The following is a 19,254-nucleotide window of genomic DNA, read 5'->3' as shown; positions in this document are numbered from 1 at the left end:
ATCATCCGTTTTTTTACAATCTATCACTTACGAATCAATGATTTCATCTGCCTCTTTTGTCGCCGCCAACCGTCCTCGTTAGATAGCCGCCTCTTGTGTTTAATTTCCCTGCTCTTCAAGCAATTCCCGAACATCTTGCTCTGGAAGATCCACCAACCGAGCAATATCTTCCACCTTCATTCCTTTGCGCGCCATGTTGCGGATCAGTTGTTTCATTCCTTGCTTCATTCCTTGCTTCATTCCTTGTTTCATTCCCTGTTTGATCCCTTGTTCAATCCCGCGTTTAATTCCTTCTTCCAACCCCTGTTTTCTTCCCCTTTGCTCATAGGAAATGATCAGCTCCAACATTTTCTCTTTTTCTGTCGTTTCCATCTCCTTCACCTCTCTTTGCAGTTGTTGCTCTTCCTCCTCCGACAGCTTCACATACGTTTCAAAAAAGCCCAACAAGAGCCGTTGCCTCGCTTCATCCAGCTCCAATCGCACCAACATGCGCAAAAACTCTTTTTTCAACTCAATTTTCTCACTTTCAGTATACCCCATTTTGCCAAGGAGGGCAGCCGCAATCGGATTGTCATGCCGGATATAGTCTCTCCAATGTTTCTTGCGCAACTCCACCGGGAAAAAGCGAAACTGCAGCACGTCGCCAAAGGGAAACTCGATTGAGAACACGGACGGTTCTTCGCGGAGGGTGTCATGGCTGAAGACAGCGATCGGAACGATGCGGGTGCGGTATTTTTCAAACAAACGGCTGAAATAGATAAACATGCGCTCTGGAAACGATGGTTGCACGTAGCTTTGATTCTCCACATGAACGATGATCAGCCCATCCTCCCCTTTCAGCTTCGTCTCGACTAATAGATCGACGCGGTATTTTTCACCTGCCGTGACATCGGTAAACAGTTCTTCGGACAGAAAGGACAAATGGCTGAAATCAATGTGTTCATGCATGTCGGGAAAAAAGAGGAGAAGAAACTCTTCGAAGAACGTTTGGATCAGTTCTTTAAACAACCGGTCGTGGTCAATAGCCATTCCATCACCCCTCTTTGAACGTGTTCAATTCTATCCATTCGCAAGCAGGGGGTGAAAATCCTGCATCGGGGACAGAAAAAGTTGTACCGTACTGTATAGCGCTTCAGTCCCCCACAGGTACGATAAAAACGTATTCCTGTACCACGTGATTTAACTGTTGAACAGATGTTTCAATCCCTCATAGGTACGATAAAAACCAACTGGCGCAAAGACCCGTTGTTTGAGCGAGAGCGTTTCAATCCCTCATAGGTACGATAAAAACTTCAAAATGTCCGCCGCTTCCCCTGCTTCCCCATTGTTTCAATCCCTCATAGGTACGATAAAAACCAAGTCCGCGCTTTACAATCGACAGGCAGTCATTGTGGTTTCAATCCCTCATAGGTACGATAAAAACGAATGTATCGGGATTGCGGGGCGCGGTACTTGCTCAAGTTTCAATCCCTCATAGGTACGATAAAAACGCGTTCATGAGGTACTGTTCTACTCCGTCGCCGTCAAGTTTCAATCCCTCATAGGTACGATAAAAACCATAGCACTTTTTCCTCCTCTTCAATTTTTTGTGCTAGGTTTCAATCCCTCATAGGTACGATAAAAACGTTTGCGGTTCAATCACTTTAGCTTTCACCAATTGTTTCAATCCCTCATAGGTACGATAAAAACCTTATCGTGACATGTTTTACAAAGTGTGATCCCGTTGCGTTTCAATCCCTCATAGGTACGATAAAAACTATGACGGCAAAATGTTATTAGTCTCTCTGCAAATCGGGGTTTCAATCCCTCATAGGTACGATAAAAACTCTTGATCGCTATTTTAGTCAAAAAGGAGAGGGGAGTTTCAATCCCTCATAGGTACGATAAAAACCTTATCGTGACATGTTTTACAAAGTGTGATCCCGTTGCGTTTCAATCCCTCATAGGTACGATAAAAACAACTTTATTGATGACAAGGTGTCGGAAATCATTTGAAGTTTCAATCCCTCATAGGTACGATAAAAACGTTAACAAAAGCCCCACATTTACTAATAGCCGGAGCAACGTTTCAATCCCTCATAGGTACGATAAAAACGTAAAGGCGCGAAAAAACGGCTTTCAGACGCTTTAGTTTCAATCCCTCATAGGTACGATAAAAACTGTTTCCGACGTTTCTTGCTGTGTTTGGTGTATTTGAGGTTTCAATCCCTCATAGGTACGATAAAAACCCTCCGGAGCGATTCGAACGCCTCTACGGGGCTGCGTTTCAATCCCTCATAGGTACGATAAAAACGCAAGGACGTGGAGCGGGTCCAACGAGCGCTGAAAATGTTTCAATCCCTCATAGGTACGATAAAAACATTTACGTGAATTGGATGATGCGTATGAGGATTATTTGTTTCAATCCCTCATAGGTACGATAAAAACGCGGTTTTCTTACAAAGCCGCTAGCCACTCTTCCGGTGGTTTCAATCCCTCATAGGTACGATAAAAACACAGCCGCCCGTTATAATCAATCTTCATTGTCTCGTGTTTCAATCCCTCATAGGTACGATAAAAACGTAAATGAAATGGAAACAAGATATGAATTAATGTCGTTTCAATCCCTCATAGGTACGATAAAAACCCTGCCTAATGAAGAACTACTTGTATATCATGGATGGCGTTTCAATCCCTCATAGGTACGATAAAAACTGTTGTCTGAAAAATATAAAGAGAATATAATAAAGTTTCAATCCCTCATAGGTACGATAAAAACAACTGCTTCGCTGCGTTGTTTGGCTGTGTATGTATAGTTTCAATCCCTCATAGGTACGATAAAAACCTTGTAGCTGCGGACCGTTGTACCGGCACCATACATGTTTCAATCCCTCATAGGTACGATAAAAACCCAAACCATTCGCATAAAATCAAGCTTTTCCCCTTTTGGCTGTTTTCAGAATATCACGTTTCAAAAATTCTGTCAATACTGTTGAGCCGTGTTGGTTGTAGGATTTTGACGCAAAAAAATATTGTCGTCGATCCCCCGGGGTTTTTGCACGATTGGAGGTCGACGACATTTGAAAGGCGGTCAGCTTTTGTTTTTCTCCATTCTCCCGTACTCTTCCCTCACCGCGGCCACAAGCGGGTGCGCACTCTCAAGCCCCGCGTATTGCCGAAGCGCTCCTTCGATTCCGTGGTGTGCGATCGTTTGTTGCAGAGCGGCGGCTTCTGCATCGCTCGCATCATCAAAGCGCAACAGCGCGGCAATTCCTTTGGCGAGACCAGCAGGAACGCTGCCAAATAGTGTGCAGTATTGCGTCGCCGGAGCGATGAGCCGGTCGTTCGGCCCGAGCTTGCGGATCGGCGAACGGGCGACACGGACGATATCGTCGGAAAGGGACGGGTTGGTGAAACGCCCGATCGTCGTTTTGATATAGGAACGGTGCTCTTCCTCATGCCATCCGTGCTTTTTCAATAAGACGGCTCCCGACTCACTGAGCGCTTGCTCGACATTCAATCGAATACCTTCATCGTTCATCGCTTCCTGGACGGTTTTGTAGTTTCGCAGATACCCTAAGTAAGCGGCCAACGCATGGCCGGTATTGACCGTAAACAATTTGCGCTCGATATACGGCTCTAAGTCAGCGACAAAATGAGCCCCTTGAATCGGCGGAACAGTGCCGATGACGTTTCGCGTTTCAATCGTCCATTCGAAAAACGGTTCCACCGTGACAGCGAGTGGATCGTCATTCGTCTGATTCGGCACGATGCGGTCGACCGCGCAGTTGAGAAAACCAACGTTTTCATCTGCCAGCTGCTGCCCAGCCGTGGAAAGATGGGCAAAGACGTGCATTTTCAGCGTTTCCGTGCCGCCGATCATGTTTTCACAGGCAATGACGTGAAGCGGCTGCTGATGAACCGTGAAGCGCCGCTCGAGCCCAGCGGCGATGACTGGCGCAATGGCCGGCAAAATGTGCGGGCCGACCGCAGTTGTCACGAGGTCGGCGGCCGCGATCGCCTCCATGACATGTTCCCGTTCCGTTTGGCTGTTGAGAGCGGAAACGCCGCGCACCCACTGTTCTTCCTGCCGTTCGCCGGCAACGATGACGCGATACGCTCCCCGCTCCTTCAACAAACGGACGATTTGTTCGTTGACATCGACAAACACGACCTGATATCCCGACGCCGCCAGTAGGCTGCCGATAAAGCCGCGGCCGATGTTGCCGGCGCCGAAGTGGACGGCCCGCATTAGCCGTTCACCTCATGAAGCAGCGCAAGAATTTCCTCGGCCGTTTTGGCGTTCGCCATGGCGGCGACATGGTCCGCTTCCGCGCAAACAAGCGCCAGTTTCGAAAGAATATCTAAATGTTCCCCGTCTTTGCCGGCAATGCCGATGACGATCATTGCCTCGTTGCCGCCGCCAAAGTCAACACCGCCCGGAACTTGCACGATCGAAATGCCGGAATGCCTAACGAGCGATTTCGCTGCTTCCGTTCCGTGCGGGATGGCGACGCTGTTGCCGATATAGGTGGAGGTCAGTTCCTCCCGCTCCAGCATCGCGTCCACATAGGCTGGATCAACATACCCCTGCTTGACGAGCACGTCGCCGGCTAGGCGAATGGCTTCTTCTTTCGTTTTTGGTTGTGCATTTAGCACAATGTTTTCTTTGTTTAAAATTGAATGGGTCAACATACATTTCACTCCTTCGCCGATGTCCAATAATGATCAAAAAATTGTTCCAAGTGGGTGCTAATGAGCGAATACACTTGTTCCTCATCGCCGTGCGCCAAGACGGTGATGCTTTGCTCATCTTTGACTAACAGCGCGCTGATATGGCTTAAAACAGCAAGCGTCTCCTCGTCTGCATCAGCAGGGCCAAGAAGCAGCACAACAGTGTTGATTTCCATCGGGTTCCCGTCCATGCCTGCCACCGTCTGCGGCTCATCAAGCCGATACATCGTCAGCGAAGGGCGAAGGACCGCGAAGCTGCGGGCGTGATAAAGCGCGAGCGACGTGCCAGGGACGCCGAGCCCGCCAAGCGACTCCCGCCGCCGCAGCTCCCCGATGACGGCTTCGGCATCGACGATGACGCCGCTTTGTTCAAGCCGGCGGCAAGCGTCGGACAAGAGCCCGTGAACGGTGCAGTGCTTAACGACCCGCAGCGAAAATCCTTCTAACATGCCGATGATCGTCTCACTGATGCGCCTGATGGCTTTCATCGTTTTCAGCGTCTGTCGGTTAGGCTGTGCGTCTTGCCCGCGTTCTACTGGTTTCGCCACAGCGGCCGATTTTCGCGCTAAAAACGCGCGGATCGCCCGCGCTTCTTCCTCCCGCAACATCGGGCTGACGATGAAATACGGGCCGTGTTCCTCCGCAAGCGGCACGGTGGAAATGATGAGGTCGTACGCGCTTACGTCTTTCGTTTTCCATTCAAACACGGACGCTTGTTCGATGACAGCGATGTCCGGAATCTCTTTCTTCAGCCTTGTCGCCAAAATTTTTGCCGTCCCGAGCCCGCTTGAACAAATGACGAGCGCCCGCCAGCCTTTTTTCTCGCGCATGAGTGCAGCCGCAAAATGAAGCACTAAATAGCCGATCTCCTCCTCCGGCACCGGAACATCGCCAAACAGCTGCTTCGTTCCGGCGGCGACAATCGCAAACAGTTCCGCGTAGTCTTGCTTAATTGGATCAAGCAGCGGGTTGGCGACCCCCATCCCGTGTTCTAGTCGGTATAAGGCCGGTTTCAAGTGAACGACGAGATCTTCGTATAGCGCCCGGTCGGCGGACAGATCGACACCGAGCTCGCGGCTGACGAAACGAATGAGCTGCTGCGCTTTCATACCGATGGCCAAACTCGGCTCCTCCATCACCATTCCTTGGCGGCTGCGCCATTTCGCTCCCATTAAGTGCATCGTCATATAGCCGATCTCTTCTTTGGGGATGTCAATGCCAAACGCTCTTTCTAACGATTCGGCCAGCGCTTCCGCAATTTCATACTCTCTCGTCGCCTGAAGCGCCTGCAAATCACGCGGGTCGAAATGAATCGCTTCCCCCCGTCTGATGCGCTCGATGGCGAGCGCCAAATGGACGACGAAGGCGATGTACGAACTGTCGGCCATCGTAAACGGGAACGTTTCTTTCACCTGCGCGATTTGTTGTTCAATGACGGCCAACTTTTTCCGGTCGACCAGCCCGAGCAGTTTTTCCGCCACCGTATCGAGTGGGTCGTCCGGCCGTCTCTGGATCGTCTCTTTCATCAGCGCCAAAAATTCGTGTTCATCGACATGGCGAAATAGCAGTTCGCCAATGAGGCGCCGTTTCGCCGATTCAGAACCGGTAAGCTCGACGCCGTACCCGCGCTTGCGAATGAGCGAAAGCCCGTACGCTTCAACCGTTTTCTCCAGTTTATCCAAATCCAAGCTGACCGTAGCGACCGTAACGTTTAGGTCATTCGCCAATGAGACGAGTTTCACCGGCTCGTCTGCTTCCAACAAGGCGATTAAAATCATCAGCTGCCGCTCTTCCGGCGTATATTCACGATGAGAAAGATGAAGCAGCTCTACAGCCAGCGCCTGCTTCTGTTTCTTTTCCCCGATAACACGAATGCCGACTCCCGCTTTTTTCACCAACTCGAGCCCGTAGCGCCGCAAAACGGACTCAAGGCCTTGCAAATCACGGTGGATCGTGCGGACGCTGACATTCAGCTCCTCAGCCAGTTCGCCGACCGTCATTTCCCGTTCATCGGCCAACAAACGCTCAAGCAGCTTTCGCTCCCGTGCCGATACGTACATCGCTGTTCACCTCCGATCCTAGGGCCATACTGTTGACACGTTTAAAATGTTTGATCTTCTTTCCATTTCTTATTGTAAGGGCTTTTTTCTTGATGTGACAATGAATAGATGTTTCGTTTTCGTCATTGTTATTGTTGACAGTTTTTAATTGGTCATACGTTCCGTTGTTCCAGACGCATGACCGCCTACGACAAAGATAGGGGCAGATCCACGGCCGAGCTCATCAGCACGGTCAAAGACAAATCCGGGCGGGAGCCTTCACCAATGACATCTTCCCACCGCCTGCGCCAACGGGAGACGCAGAGAACTTCTTCTGTTTCTGATGAAAAAACGCAGGGGACCATGACTCCCCTGCGTTCTATTCAAGATTTAGGCATTCTTTTTCAATTGCTCGATCAACTCATCGTATTTCGGGCTGTTGAGGAAGTTTTCCACCGACACATGATACGCGTTCGGCAGTTTCGCTTTCGCCCGGTCGGTTAAATTTTGGTGGGTGACGACAATATCGGCGTCGGCCGGCAGCTGATTGATCGCCGTGTTCGTGACTTCAATATCAAGGCCGGCTTTTTGTACTTTATTGCGCAAAATCGATGCTCCCATCGCACTCGACCCCATTCCCGCATCACAGGCAAACACAATTTTTTTCACCCGGCTAGGAACGGCTTGAGCCACCGCTGGCGAAGCCGCTTCATTTTGTTGCAGCGCGGCAGCGACTTGGCTCTTTTTCCCTTTCAGCTGCTCCATTTTCTCCGCCGCTTTCGCCAAATCTTCTTCCTCTTCGTTTTGCCTCGCCGCTTTTAAGAAAACCGACGCGACAAGGAACGACACCGCTGCGGCGACGAACACACCAGCGAGCACGCCGAGGTAATTTCCTTTTGGCGTCATCGCAAGCAAGGCAAAAATGCTTCCCGGCGACGGCACAGCCACCAGCCCGGCATGGAATACCGTAAACGTGAACACTCCGCTCACTCCACCGGCCATCGCCGCCAAAATCAAGATCGGACGCATGAGAATGTACGGGAAGTAAATTTCATGAATCCCGCCTAAGAAATGAATAATCACCGCCCCTGGCGCCGACTGTTTCGCCATCCCTTTGCCAAACAGCCAGTACGCCAGCAAAATGCCAAGTCCTGGCCCAGGGTTCGTTTCCAACAGGAACAAAATCGATTTCCCGGTTTGCGCTGCCTGTTCGACGCCGAGCGGGCTTAAAATCCCATGGTTGATCGCGTTGTTCAAGAACAGCACTTTCCCCGGCTCGATGAAAATGTTCGCCAGCGGCAACGAGTGCCAAGCGATAATTTTTTCGACCCCTGCCGCTAATGTTTGGCTAATCAAAGAAATGATCGGGCCCACCCCTTTAAAGGCGAGCAACGTCAACACGCCGCCGACAATCCCGGCCGAGAAGTTGTTGACAAGCATCTCGAACCCTTGTTTCACTTTTCCTTGGAAGAGGCCGTCCACTTTTTTGATCACATAGCCGCCGAGCGGCCCCATGATCATCGCGCCTAAAAACATCGGGATTTCCGAACCGACGATGACCCCCATCGTCGCTGTCGCCCCGACGACACCGCCGCGGACGTCGTACACCATTTTGCCGCCCGTATACCCGATCAATAGCGGCAACAAGTACGTAATCATCGGCCCGACCAGCTTGGCAAACGTCTCATTCGGCCACCAGCCGGTCGGGATAAATAACGCCGTGATCAACCCCCAGGCGATAAACGCTCCGATGTTTGGCATAATCATGCCGCTCAAATAACCACCAAACCGTTGAACCTTCACACGGAAGCTTGTTTCGTTTCCGGTTGTATGCGTCATAAGTCTGTTCCTCCTTTTTGTTTGACTGTACCTTTATCTTAAAACGCTTACAACCGGCCTTCAATGAGAAGTAAACGCGACTTTGTCAAGGGGGTTGTTGACACTTTAAAAAAAACACATGCGATGAATATGAAGTCAATTTGAATTTATATTTAAGATTGTTGTTCTTCTTTATATTTTTGGTTATCCCATATTCTAAAAAATGGATAATATAATGTTGCTGATAAAGCCACATTGAATAACTGCAATACCGCTCCTGAAAATTTACCCCCCGTAGCTAGAAATCCCCCTATTCCTACAGGTGCTGTCCAAGGGACCATCACTCCAGCTGTTTTTGCGACTAAACCTAAATCCATTGCAAAGTACGAAACTGTAACAATAACCACTGGAACGAGAATAAACGGTATCATCATAACCGGATTCATCACCATAGGCAGCCCAAAAATAATTGGTTCATTAATATTGAACAATCCCGGGGCAATTGCCAGCCTTCCTAGTTGCTTTACCTGTTTGCTGCGTGACTTAAATAAAAGCAAGAGTGCCAAACCGAGTGTTGTCCCTGAACCTCCAATAGAATAAAAGATATCCATAAACTGAACATTTATGATATGGGGGATTTCTTTTCCGGACGTAAAGGCAAGCCGATTTTCATCTACAAGCGCCAACCAAACAGGCGACATAATTCCCCACACAATGGCCTGTCCGTGGATGCCTGTTACCCACAACATCTGCGCGATAACCACTGCGATAACGGCCCCGGCCAACGAACCTCCAAGGAGAGAAAGAGGCTTTCCTAAGAGAGTGAAGACAATGTTGTGCATGTTTTCGAACGGGGTAACTTGAAGCAACAACCGCAACAACCAAACGGTTATTATGGCCGCCATCCCTGGTAACAAGGCAGCAAATGACCTAGCTACAGCTGGGGGTACACCGGCTGGCATCGTAATGACCATATTTCTCTTGACAACAATACGATAAATTTCTGTTGTTAAAATAGCGATAATAATAGCGACAAACATTCCCTTGCTCCCCGTTAGTGCAGTTGGAATTCCATCGACTTGATAAACTTTGTCTGTTTCTGGAGGAGTGAAGGAGATTTTGTAAGGTGTCGCTAACAGAAAGCAGGCGACTGAAACGATCGCAATGGATACTGAGTCTAATTTATATCTTTCAGCCAGTCGATAGGCAACTCCAAAAGCTACAAATATAGCAAGCAAGTCAAATGTCGCACCAACCGGGTAAAGTAGGTTTTTTTGCCAGTTACCCCCAAACAAGCTTGACATAAATGATTCATACCCCTTAATAGGAAGAAAGGCGATGATCAGGAAAAGTGATCCAATAATGACTAAAGGGACTGTCATAATGATACCATCGCGGATCGCCTGTAGATGCCGCTGTTCTCCTACCCTTGCCGCAACAGGCATAAACTTTTCATCTAGAAATCTCATGAACGTATTCATGTATTCGCCTCCCTACTCTTTATAGTCTGGTCATACCCATAACCCAACAAACACTTCTACCAATCATATCCTTATCACGTAGAATTTTATAATAAAACGCTTACAATTATGATTGCTAAATATTACAATTTTGTCCTGAGCATTGTTGACATCTTTTAATAATCTCTGAAGGCAATCTATATACATGCTCATTAAAAGATTCACCTTCGTATAAATGGTGCCCACTCCGGTGATACTGCTCCTAAGGAAAAGCATGGGAAAGGAGCGGAATTCGGCATGAAACGTCTCAAAATCACCGACCATCACGGATGGACGCCCCGGAAACTCCGCAAGCAGGAACGGAAGATCAAAAACGCTCCTCTCCGCCAACGCGTGATGGCCGTCCGCCTAGTCATGGAAGGATCGTTGGGCAAAGAGGTTGCTTCCATGGTCCATGTGCGCCGCCAAACCGTTTCCCATTATGTGTCGCTGTTTAACGAAGGCGGTCTTGAACTCCTGCTTCATCGGGATGTTGCCCCTTTGCGGGAGCCGTTTCTCACCGAAGAACAGCAGGAAGAGGTCAAACACCTCGTGTTGACCACGACCCCTGCGGAGCTGGGCTGGGACATCGCTTCGGCGTGGAATACGAAGATCCTTCAATCCTATGTGCACCACCGTTATGGCATCTCCATTTCCCGCGAAGCCTTGCGAAAACTCTTGCATCGAAAAGGGCTTTCTTGGACCCGGCCGACCTACACGTTGGCAAAAGGGGACCCGGACCGGCAAAAAAACTTCGAGAGACAAATGGATCTGATAAAAAAACGTAATCGATCCGGATTCCGTCCTGTTGTACATCGATGAAACGCCTATCCGGTCGTATCATGTGCTACGTGCGACATGGTCGGAGGTTGGCCGTCAAAAGCAAGTGCCGACGTTCGGCCATCATGCCCACGTATCGCTGTTTGGCGCGGTTCACGTCCATGATGGCGAAACGGTTCTTCATCCAGCAGGGGCGGCCAACGCGACAACGTTTTTGGATTTCCTGCGAGTTCTCAACGAGCGTTGCCCGGATCGGTTCATCGTCTTGGTGCTGGATAACGCCCGAATTCATCATGCCAAAATGGTGAGAGAGTGTTTGCGGGAAGAAGGACCGTGTTTTCACTTCATTTCCCTTCCTCCGTATTCTCCGCAACTGAATCCGATCGAACGCTTGTGGAAATGGCTGAAAGACACCCTCATCGCCAATGTGTTTCACAACGATCGAAACGATATCGCCCAAGCCATTGCCCGGTTTGTGGACTACATTCATGAACGCCCCGGGGAAGTGCTGCAACGCTTGGGGTGTGCAGCGTAATCGAGAAATGAACTTTTCAAGGTGCATCTATATAGCATCCGAACAGCTAAACACCCTTTAACTATGGACATCTTTACTTGTTTTTTTGTATTCCATGCCTCAACAAACATAAAAACAACTCGAAAGAAGCAAACATGATCCAAAACATCCATGAGTAAATTTCGCTCCCGCCTAGCATGAAAATCACTGTTCACCGGCACGGGATTTTCACCGAAAGACCTATGGGCTACCTTCTGTGCTCCACCCGGGCACGAAAATCGCCACTCACCAAATTAGAATTTTCGCGAAAAGAGTCTAACTCAACGGTACCTCCATTAAAAAACTAGAATAAATGAGTAGTGGTGAGAGGAGGGACATATGTAGTAAAAAAGGGTGCCCTGCTACATTTGGGACACCCTTTCTTCATCATTCGCTTACTGATATCTCGCCGTCACCATTTTCTTTCTCGTGTAAAACTCGACGCCGTCGCGGCCGTTGGCATGAAGGTCGCCATAGAACGAGTTTTTGTAGCCCGAGAACGGGAAAAAGGCCATCGGCGCGGGGACGGCGACGTTGACGCCAAGCATGCCCGCGTCGATTTCTTCGCGGAACTGGCGGATCGCTTTGGCGCTGTCGGTGTAAATGCAGGCGCCGTTGGCGAACTCCGACCGGTTGGCGATCTCAATCGCTTCGTCCAAATCGCGGGCCCGGACGACCGAGAGAACCGGAGCGAAAATTTCATCCGTCCAGATCGTCATGCCCGGCTTGACATGGTCAAAAATCGTCGGGCCGATAAAGTAGCCTTTGCCGCTTGTCGCCGAGTCGCGGCGGCCGTCGCGGACAAGGAGCGCGCCTTCTTTTTCGCCGATTTCAATGTATTTGATCGTCCGTTCTTTATGCGCCTCGCGGATGACCGGGCCCAAAAAGACGCCTTGGTCAAGCCCGTTGCCGATTTGGATGCGGTCAGCAGCCTGTTTGAGCCGCTCCACCAACTCATCAGCGATATCACCGACAGCGACAACGACCGAGCACGCCATGCACCGCTCACCCGCCGAACCAAAGGCGGCGTTGATGATGTTCGTCACCGCCAGATCAAGATCGGTGTCCGGCATAACGATCGAATGGTTTTTCGCACCGGCGAGCGCCTGCACCCGCTTGCCGTGGGCGGCGGCTGTCCTGTATACGTACTCCGCAACCGGCTGCGAGCCGACGAACGAGACGGCTTTAATGTCTTTATGTTCTAAAATGCCGTTCACGACCTCGTGCGCTCCGTGGACAATATTCAGCACTCCCGGCGGCAGGCCGGCTTCGGTGAACAGCTCCGCCAGACGATTGGCCAACATAGGAGTCCGCTCGGACGGCTTCAGTACAAACGTATTGCCGCAAGCGATGGCGAGCGGGAACATCCAGCACGGCACCATCATTGGGAAGTTAAACGGCGTAATCCCAGCGACGACGCCGAGCGGATAGCGATACATGCCCGATTCAATGCCGGTCGCGATATCCGGCAGCTGCTGCCCCATCATGAGCGTCGGAATCCCTGCCGCAAACTCGACGCATTCAATGCCGCGCTGCACCTCGCCGTACGCGTCCTCGTATACTTTGCCGTTTTCTAGCGTCACCATTCTAGCCAACTCTTCCCAATGCTCGACAAGCAGCTGCTGGTAGCGGAACAAAATGCGGGCGCGGCGCGGAACCGGCACTTTCCGCCATTCGCGGAACGCTTCCTTCGCAGCCGCCACCGCCGCATCCAGCTCCTCGCGCGAAGAGAGAGGCACTTTGGCCAACACTTCTCCCGTCGCCGGGTTCGGCACGATTTCTTCTTTTCCGGATGTCGAAGCGACCCATTGGCCGGCAATGAAGTTTTTCAATGTTTTTGTTTCGGTGACAGAACTCATGAATGAAACCACCTTTCTCATCGGTTTTTCGACAGATTGGCTCATGAACGCGCACAAGCGTGATCGATTCAGCGGCGAATGCTGCCTTGTGCGGGAACAGTTGGCAAGCTGAACGCTTCCAAAAAGCGGCGTCCTTTGCCGTCTGTTTGCGGCTGGCCGCTGTCATGCGTCCTGCAATCGCCATCTGATTCACGAACTGACGGTTTTCGTGTTGTACTCATAGTCGTAACAATAATGGTACAATGCCACAATTTCCTCGTGCGTCGGCACTCTCGGGTTATTCGCTGGACTGCCGCTTGCCAGCGCATCAGCCGCCATTTTATCAACCGCTTTGTCGAATGCCGCTTTGTCAATGCCCCATGTTTTCATATTCGGGATGTGCAAATCACGGCAAAGCTGTTTCACTTCTTCAACAAGCGCATCGGCCGCTTCGGCATCAGAAACGTCCTTCAGCTGCGGGTTGATGAGCCGGGCAATCACCGCCAACCGTTCTCTGGCGCTGTCTTTTGTAAATTCAAGCACCCCTGGCAGCAGCATCGCATTGGACACGCCGTGCGGCACGTGGAAAAGCGCGCCGATCGGCCGCGACATGCCGTGCACGAGCGTCACCGAGGCGTTCGAGAACGCCATGCCGGCCTTCATCGCCGCGATCGCCATTTTCTCCCGCGCTTCGATGTCTTGACCGTTTTCGTACGCCCGGCGCAAATGACCGATGATCGCCTCAATGGCGGATAGCGCCAACACATCGGTCACCGGATGGGCGCGTCGGGAAATATACGCCTCGATCGCGTGGCAAAGCGCATCGACACCGGTCGCCGCGGTGACGGATGGCGGGCATGAGACAGTAAGAAGCGGGTCAACGATCGCCACGGCCGGAAGGAGCGCCGGCTGGGAAATCATAATTTTGACGTCTGTCTTCGTATCAATAATGACTGTCACTTTCGTCACTTCGGAACCGGTGCCGGCCGTCGTCGGAATGGCGATGAGCGGCACTGGTTTTTTCGTGAACATCCTAGCGTTGCCAACATAGTCGCTGATCGTTCCCTCATTCGTCATCATCACTGCCACCGCCTTCGCGGCATCGATGCTGCTGCCGCCGCCAAGAGCGATGATGACGTCACATCGTTCGCTCCGGCAGACGTCAAGCGCCTCATTTACATGGACATCCGTCGGTTCTTTGTCGACCCCTGTATACTTGGCAAATGGCACCCCCGCTTCCTGCAAATATTGTTCACAGCGGGCGACCAGACCGATGTTCTCCATCACCGGATCGCTGACAATGAACGCTTTCGACCCGAGCGCTTTCGCTTGCCCGCCGACTTCACGAAACGTTTCGCACCCATAAATAACCCGGTTCGGCACCAACAGCTCGTACATTGTTCCGTCACCCTCTTCCTTTGATATCGTTTTCAATATCTTCTATATGCAAACTTTATGCCAAACTAGAAACGTGTTATGATTAGGAATTTTCCATCTCCTTAACGGAATCCCACCCACACTTTACCTACACATCCCCTACATTACCCGACATTCTCCCGACACCCTTTTCCCCTCAACAAAAAAGAAACAACGGTCAGTCTGCCGTTGTTGATCATCATGGACCGAGAACCCCCCTTCTCAGCGGAGAACGCTCAAAATCCATACTTTTTTAATTTTTCATATAATGTAGATCGGTGAATGCCGAGTCTCCTCGCCGCTTCCGCCTTATTGCCGTTCGCCGCGACAAGGGCGGCAGCGATGCGTTCGCGTTCGGATTGGTAGACCATTTCTTTCCACCGGTCGGCAATGTTCGCACCGCCATATGACATAGATGCCGCCATCGGCTGAATGGCGGACAAATAGGCAGGCAAATGTTCGCGCTCAATCTTCTCCCCTTCCACCATACTAATGAGCCACTCGATGACATTGACCAGCTCGCGAATGTTGCCTGGCCATGAATAGCCGATCAATACTTCCATCGCCTCTTTTGAAAAAGATTTCCCCCCAACCCCATACTGCTGGCAAAGCCGTTCCATATGATGCGCGATGAGGGCGGGGATATCCGACTTCCGCTCACGCAGCGGCGGGAGATGGATGCGGATAATGTTCAGGCGGTAAAACAAATCTTCCCGGAACGTTCCGCCTCGCACCATCTCCTCGAGCGGTTTGTTCGTCGCGGCAATAATGCGCACGTCCACCTCTGTCCCCGATACCCCGCCCACTTTTTCCACTTTCTTTTCCTCAAGCACGCGCAACATCTTCGCCTGCATCGCAAGCGGCATATCACCGATTTCATCTAAAAACAGCGTCCCCCCATGGGCAAGCTGAAACTTGCCCGGTTTCCCCCCTTTTCTCGCACCGGTGAACGCTCCGTCCTCATAGCCAAACAGTTCTGCTTCCAAAAGCGCTTCCGGGATGGCGGCGCAGTTGATACTGACAAACGGCCCGTCCGCACGCGGACCCGCCTCATGGATCGCTCGCGCCGCAACCTCTTTCCCCGTTCCGCTTTCGCCGGTAATGAACACGGTCGACGGCACACGCGCCGCCCGCTGAATCATTTGTTTCACCGCCGCAATCGTCGGATGGCGGCCGATGATGCGCTCCACTCCTACGGCGGCGGAGGTGGCCGCCTCTTGTTTTGGCGCTGCCGTCCCGTTTTTCTCCTTCCGGCTTGCCTCGCGCGACAGCTCTTGCAGGCGCCGGAAAATTTCGTACACTTCCGACACCCCTTGGAAAATGAGCATGCCGATCGCCCCGATGACTTCGCCGTCACGCCAAATCGGAATGCGGTGCACGACCATCGGCTGGCCGTAAATTTTTTGAATATATCCCCGCTCTGGAATGCCGGATTGCACGCAAATATGCAAACGAGTATTTTCGATCACTTCCGTCACATGCTTGCCGATCGCGTCTTCTCGGCGGATGCCGAGGAACTGGCAGTACGCCCGGTTGATTTCCCGAACGACGCCATCTCCATCAACGACGACGACCCCTTCATACGCCGCATCCAGCACCGTTTTCATCGTTTCCGCCAAGCGGTGTGTTTCTTCCAACTCACGCCGCAGTCGTTCAAGCTCGGCCGTTGCCTTTGAATCCTCTTTGGCGTCGGGTGCTTCCGTGCCGTCCTCTTTCGGCTCCGTCCCGCCATCGATCGAACATGCCGCCAATACATCTTCCACTGTCATCATGCGATCCATTCCATGCGCCACCGCCCATAGCAGCATCCGCCACGTGCATCGGCCGACCGAGCCCCCGCATTCATCGACGACATCAACGGCGTCCATCCCGTGCGTCGCCAGCAACTGAGCCGCCTGCTGCAATGTTTGATGGCGGCCAAGGGTCACTGATGCGCCATGACCCACCGTCATCGTGATCCCCCTTCCCTGTTCCCTTTTCACGTACCGTTCGCTACTGGCCTCAAAAAATCCTTCTGTTTTTTTTCGTGAAAATCCCGTCAGCAAGCAGTCATTTTCATCTCCGTGTCGAGAGCGGACCGCGCTACCCATGGACCTTTTTTTCGTGAAAACCGCAAGCTGGCAAGAAGTGTTGGAATCGATGATTTTTTGCAAACAAGCAAAATTTTTTGTAGATTTCCGTAGATTTTCGTAGACGCATATTTACAATCAATTCGAAAAACATTCACAAATTTGTCACAAAGGAGGGGGGATATTGATTTATTTCCACCAGGTCAACAAATACTACGGCGATTTTCATGTGCTCAAAGACATTAACTTGACGATCAACCAAGGAGAAGTCGTCGTCATCATCGGGCCATCCGGCTCAGGCAAAAGCACGCTTGTGCGCTGCATCAACCGGCTCGAGACGATCTCAAGCGGCGAGTTGATCGTTGACGGCGTCAAAGTGAATGACAAACAGATCAACATCAATGAACTGCGGCGCAATATCGGCATGGTGTTCCAACATTTCAACTTATACCCGCATATGACCGTCTTGCAAAACATCACGTTGGCGCCGCGCAAAGTGCTCGGCATGTCGGAAAAAGAGGCCAATGACATCGCCATGTATTATCTCGAAAAAGTCGGCATTCCAGATAAAGCAAACGCTTACCCGTCCGCGCTCTCCGGCGGCCAGCAGCAGCGCGTCGCCATCGCCCGCGGATTGGCGATGAAACCGAAAATCATGCTGTTTGACGAACCGACATCGGCGCTTGACCCGGAAACGATCGGCGAAGTGTTGGATGTCATGAAGCAACTGGCGAAAGAAGGGATGACGATGGTTGTCGTCACCCATGAGATGGGGTTTGCCCGCGAGGTGGCCGATCGCATCGTCTTTATGGATCAAGGGCGCATTTTAGAGGAAGCGCCGCCTGAGGAGTTTTTCGCGGCCCCGAAAGAGGAACGGGCGCGTGTCTTTTTAAGCCGCATTTTAAACCATTAATTCCGGTCAATCAAAGGGGGTTTTCTCATGAGAAAGAAAGCATGGAAATGGTGGATTACCGTCGCCTTAACGGCCTTATTGAGCGCTATCGCCTTGACAGGCTGCAGCACGACGGACAAAGGAGAAGGCGGAACATCGTCCAAAACGGCAAAATCGACCAATACGCTTGAAAAAATTAAACAACGCGGCAAACTTGTCGTTGGCGTCAAATACGATTTGAACTTATTTGGATTGAAAAATCCGGAAACCGGCAAAGTGGAAGGATTTGATATCGATATTGCCAAAGGGTTGGCGAAAAAAATTCTCGGCGATGAAAACAAAATTGAATTGAAAGAAGTGACATCCAAAACGCGCATCCCGATGCTGAACAACGGGGAAATTGACGCCATTATCGCCACCATGACGATCAATGAAGAACGGAAAAAAGAAGTGGATTTCTCGGATGTGTACTTTATGGCGGGGCAATCGCTGCTCGTCAAAAAGGACAGCCCGATCAACAGCGTGAAAGACTTGAAAAAAGGCATGACCGTTCTGACGGCGAAAGGCTCGACATCGGCGGAAAACATCCGCAAAGCAGCGCCGCAAGTCAACGTGCTTGAATTTGAAAACTACGCCGAAGCGTTTACCGCGTTAAAAGCCGGCCAAGGCGATGCGCTGACAACGGACAACGCGCTGCTTTGGGGGATGGCGAAACAAGACCCGAACTACCGCGTCCTTGATGAAACGTTCACCGAAGAGCCGTACGGCATCGCCGTCCGCAAAGGGGACAAAGAACTGCTGCAAGTCATCAATGAATACTTAAAAGAAATTAAAGAAAACGGCGAATACGATAAGATCTACGAAAAATGGATCGGCAAAAAACCGCAACAATGACAGGCAAAACACGGTGGGCGGAACGCCTCCGCCCACCTGTTTGCCCAAAGCCCTTCATTCAGCGAAGAAAGGAGGCTGATCGCCGTGCTGCGCTTTTCCATTTTGGTGGAACATTGGGATTTGTATATGCAAGGATTTGGCCATACGATTTTAGCCAGCGTGCTGGCTCTCATCGGCAGCTTGGCCCTTGGGACCATCATCGCCATTTTCCGCATCGCGCCGATTCGTCCGCTCAATTGGATCGGAACGGCGTACGTAGAATTCATCCGCAACATTCCGCTTGTCTTAATCGTTTTCGTTTTTTTTATGGGCTTGCCCGCCATCGGCATTCGCTTTGACTCGTTTACCGCCGGAACGCTCGGGCTGATGGTGTATACGGCTGCGTTTATTGCCGAAGCGATCCGCTCGGGCATCCAAGCAGTGCCGAAAGGACAAATGGAAGCGGCGCGCTCGTCCGGGTTGACCTATTTGCAGGCGATGCGTTACGTCATCTTGCCGCAGGCGGTGAAAATCGTCATTCCGCCGCTTGGCAATCAGTTCATTAATTTGGTAAAAAATTCGTCCGTTCTGGGCGTCATTGCCGGGCTTGATTTGATGTATTTCGGCGATCTCATTTCCTCGAAAACGTTCGTCACCTTTGACGTCTATATTTTCGTCGCCTTGTTTTACCTCGTCTTAACGATCCCGCTCAGCCTTGGTGTCGGCTACTTAGAACGCCGGCTGCTCAAGGCGCGGTAGGAAAG

At 51.2% G+C, this 19,254-nt stretch carries 14 protein-coding genes and 1 CRISPR repeat array; of the genes, 5 read left to right on the top strand and 9 right to left on the bottom strand.

Going from position 1 to position 19,254, the window contains the following annotated elements; translation table 11 throughout:
- Window positions 1-99: 99 nt before the first annotated feature.
- The 6 genes from NST29_RS08275 to celB form a co-directional block, all read right to left on the bottom strand.
- Window positions 100-1,029 (bottom strand): Rpn family recombination-promoting nuclease/putative transposase, encoded by a 930-nt coding sequence (locus tag NST29_RS08275; RefSeq protein ID WP_025039293.1) that lies wholly within the window; start codon window positions 1,027-1,029, stop codon window positions 100-102.
- Window positions 1,030-1,129: 100 nt separating this feature from the next.
- Window positions 1,130-2,890: a CRISPR direct-repeat array (repeat unit 30 nt; unit sequence GTTTCAATCCCTCATAGGTACGATAAAAAC).
- Window positions 2,891-3,070: 180 nt separating this feature from the next.
- Window positions 3,071-4,231: a mannitol-1-phosphate 5-dehydrogenase gene (locus tag NST29_RS08270; RefSeq protein WP_339232915.1), complete on the bottom strand. Its 1,161-nt coding sequence runs from the start codon at window positions 4,229-4,231 to the stop codon at window positions 3,071-3,073.
- The gene (locus NST29_RS08265; RefSeq protein WP_033843761.1) at window positions 4,231-4,674 is read right to left on the bottom strand and encodes a PTS sugar transporter subunit IIA; all 444 of its coding nucleotides are present in this window, start codon (window positions 4,672-4,674) and stop codon (window positions 4,231-4,233) included. Before NST29_RS08265 ends, NST29_RS08270 begins: the two co-directional genes overlap by 1 nt.
- A 5-nt stretch (window positions 4,675-4,679) precedes the next feature.
- Complete coding sequence (locus tag NST29_RS08260) at window positions 4,680-6,773, bottom strand: BglG family transcription antiterminator (RefSeq protein WP_033843760.1); 2,094 nt, start codon at window positions 6,771-6,773, stop codon at window positions 4,680-4,682.
- Between the two features lie 369 nt (window positions 6,774-7,142).
- Entirely contained in the window at window positions 7,143-8,591 is a 1,449-nt protein-coding gene (locus NST29_RS08255) for a PTS mannitol transporter subunit IICB (RefSeq protein ID WP_033843759.1), read from the bottom strand.
- A 152-nt stretch (window positions 8,592-8,743) separates the two neighbouring features.
- On the bottom strand, window positions 8,744-10,051 hold the full coding sequence (celB, locus tag NST29_RS08250) for a PTS cellobiose transporter subunit IIC (protein WP_339232913.1): 1,308 nt from the start codon (window positions 10,049-10,051) through the stop codon (window positions 8,744-8,746).
- A 276-nt stretch (window positions 10,052-10,327) separates the two neighbouring features.
- On the opposite strand from celB, the gene NST29_RS08245 reads away from it, so the two are divergent.
- Together NST29_RS08245 and NST29_RS08240 are read left to right on the top strand one after the other, a co-directional pair.
- Window positions 10,328-10,891, top strand: a complete 564-nt coding sequence (locus NST29_RS08245; protein WP_324699148.1) for a winged helix-turn-helix domain-containing protein — start codon at window positions 10,328-10,330, stop codon at window positions 10,889-10,891.
- Window positions 10,878-11,384, top strand: coding sequence for an IS630 family transposase (locus NST29_RS08240; RefSeq protein WP_235207594.1), 507 nt, complete (start codon window positions 10,878-10,880; stop codon window positions 11,382-11,384). The genes NST29_RS08245 and NST29_RS08240 overlap by 14 nt, the downstream gene beginning before the upstream one ends.
- 413 nt (window positions 11,385-11,797) lie before the next feature.
- Here the strand turns inward: NST29_RS08240 and NST29_RS08235 are convergent, their stop codons facing one another.
- The 3 genes from NST29_RS08235 to NST29_RS08225 form a co-directional block, all read right to left on the bottom strand.
- On the bottom strand, window positions 11,798-13,261 hold the full coding sequence (locus NST29_RS08235; RefSeq protein ID WP_033019129.1) for a CoA-acylating methylmalonate-semialdehyde dehydrogenase: 1,464 nt from the start codon (window positions 13,259-13,261) through the stop codon (window positions 11,798-11,800).
- Window positions 13,262-13,450: 189 nt separating this feature from the next.
- Window positions 13,451-14,638, bottom strand: a complete 1,188-nt coding sequence (locus NST29_RS08230; RefSeq protein WP_033019130.1) for an iron-containing alcohol dehydrogenase — start codon at window positions 14,636-14,638, stop codon at window positions 13,451-13,453.
- 254 nt (window positions 14,639-14,892) lie between these two features.
- Window positions 14,893-16,608 carry a sigma-54-dependent Fis family transcriptional regulator gene (locus NST29_RS08225; RefSeq protein ID WP_033019131.1) on the bottom strand — a complete coding sequence of 572 codons (1,716 nt, stop codon included), beginning with the start codon at window positions 16,606-16,608 and terminating at the stop codon, window positions 14,893-14,895.
- Between the two features lie 301 nt (window positions 16,609-16,909).
- Here NST29_RS08225 and NST29_RS08220 point away from each other — a divergent pair, with 301 nt between their 5' ends.
- From NST29_RS08220 to NST29_RS08210, 3 genes are all read left to right on the top strand, one after another.
- On the top strand, window positions 16,910-17,638 hold the full coding sequence (locus NST29_RS08220) for an amino acid ABC transporter ATP-binding protein (protein ID WP_031409067.1): 729 nt from the start codon (window positions 16,910-16,912) through the stop codon (window positions 17,636-17,638).
- Window positions 17,639-17,665: 27 nt separating this feature from the next.
- Window positions 17,666-18,511 (top strand): glutamate ABC transporter substrate-binding protein, encoded by an 846-nt coding sequence (locus NST29_RS08215; RefSeq protein ID WP_033019132.1) that lies wholly within the window; start codon window positions 17,666-17,668, stop codon window positions 18,509-18,511.
- A gap of 84 nt (window positions 18,512-18,595) precedes the next feature.
- Window positions 18,596-19,249: an amino acid ABC transporter permease gene (locus tag NST29_RS08210; RefSeq protein WP_031409063.1), complete on the top strand. Its 654-nt coding sequence runs from the start codon at window positions 18,596-18,598 to the stop codon at window positions 19,247-19,249.
- The last annotated feature ends 5 nt before the right edge of the window (window positions 19,250-19,254 follow it).

The organism is Geobacillus sp. FSL W8-0026 (assembly GCF_037966255.1).
Taxonomy (GTDB): domain Bacteria; phylum Bacillota; class Bacilli; order Bacillales; family Anoxybacillaceae; genus Geobacillus; species Geobacillus icigianus.
The sequence above is the reverse complement of the archived record's forward strand: the minus strand, read 5'-3'. Positions and strand labels throughout refer to the sequence as shown.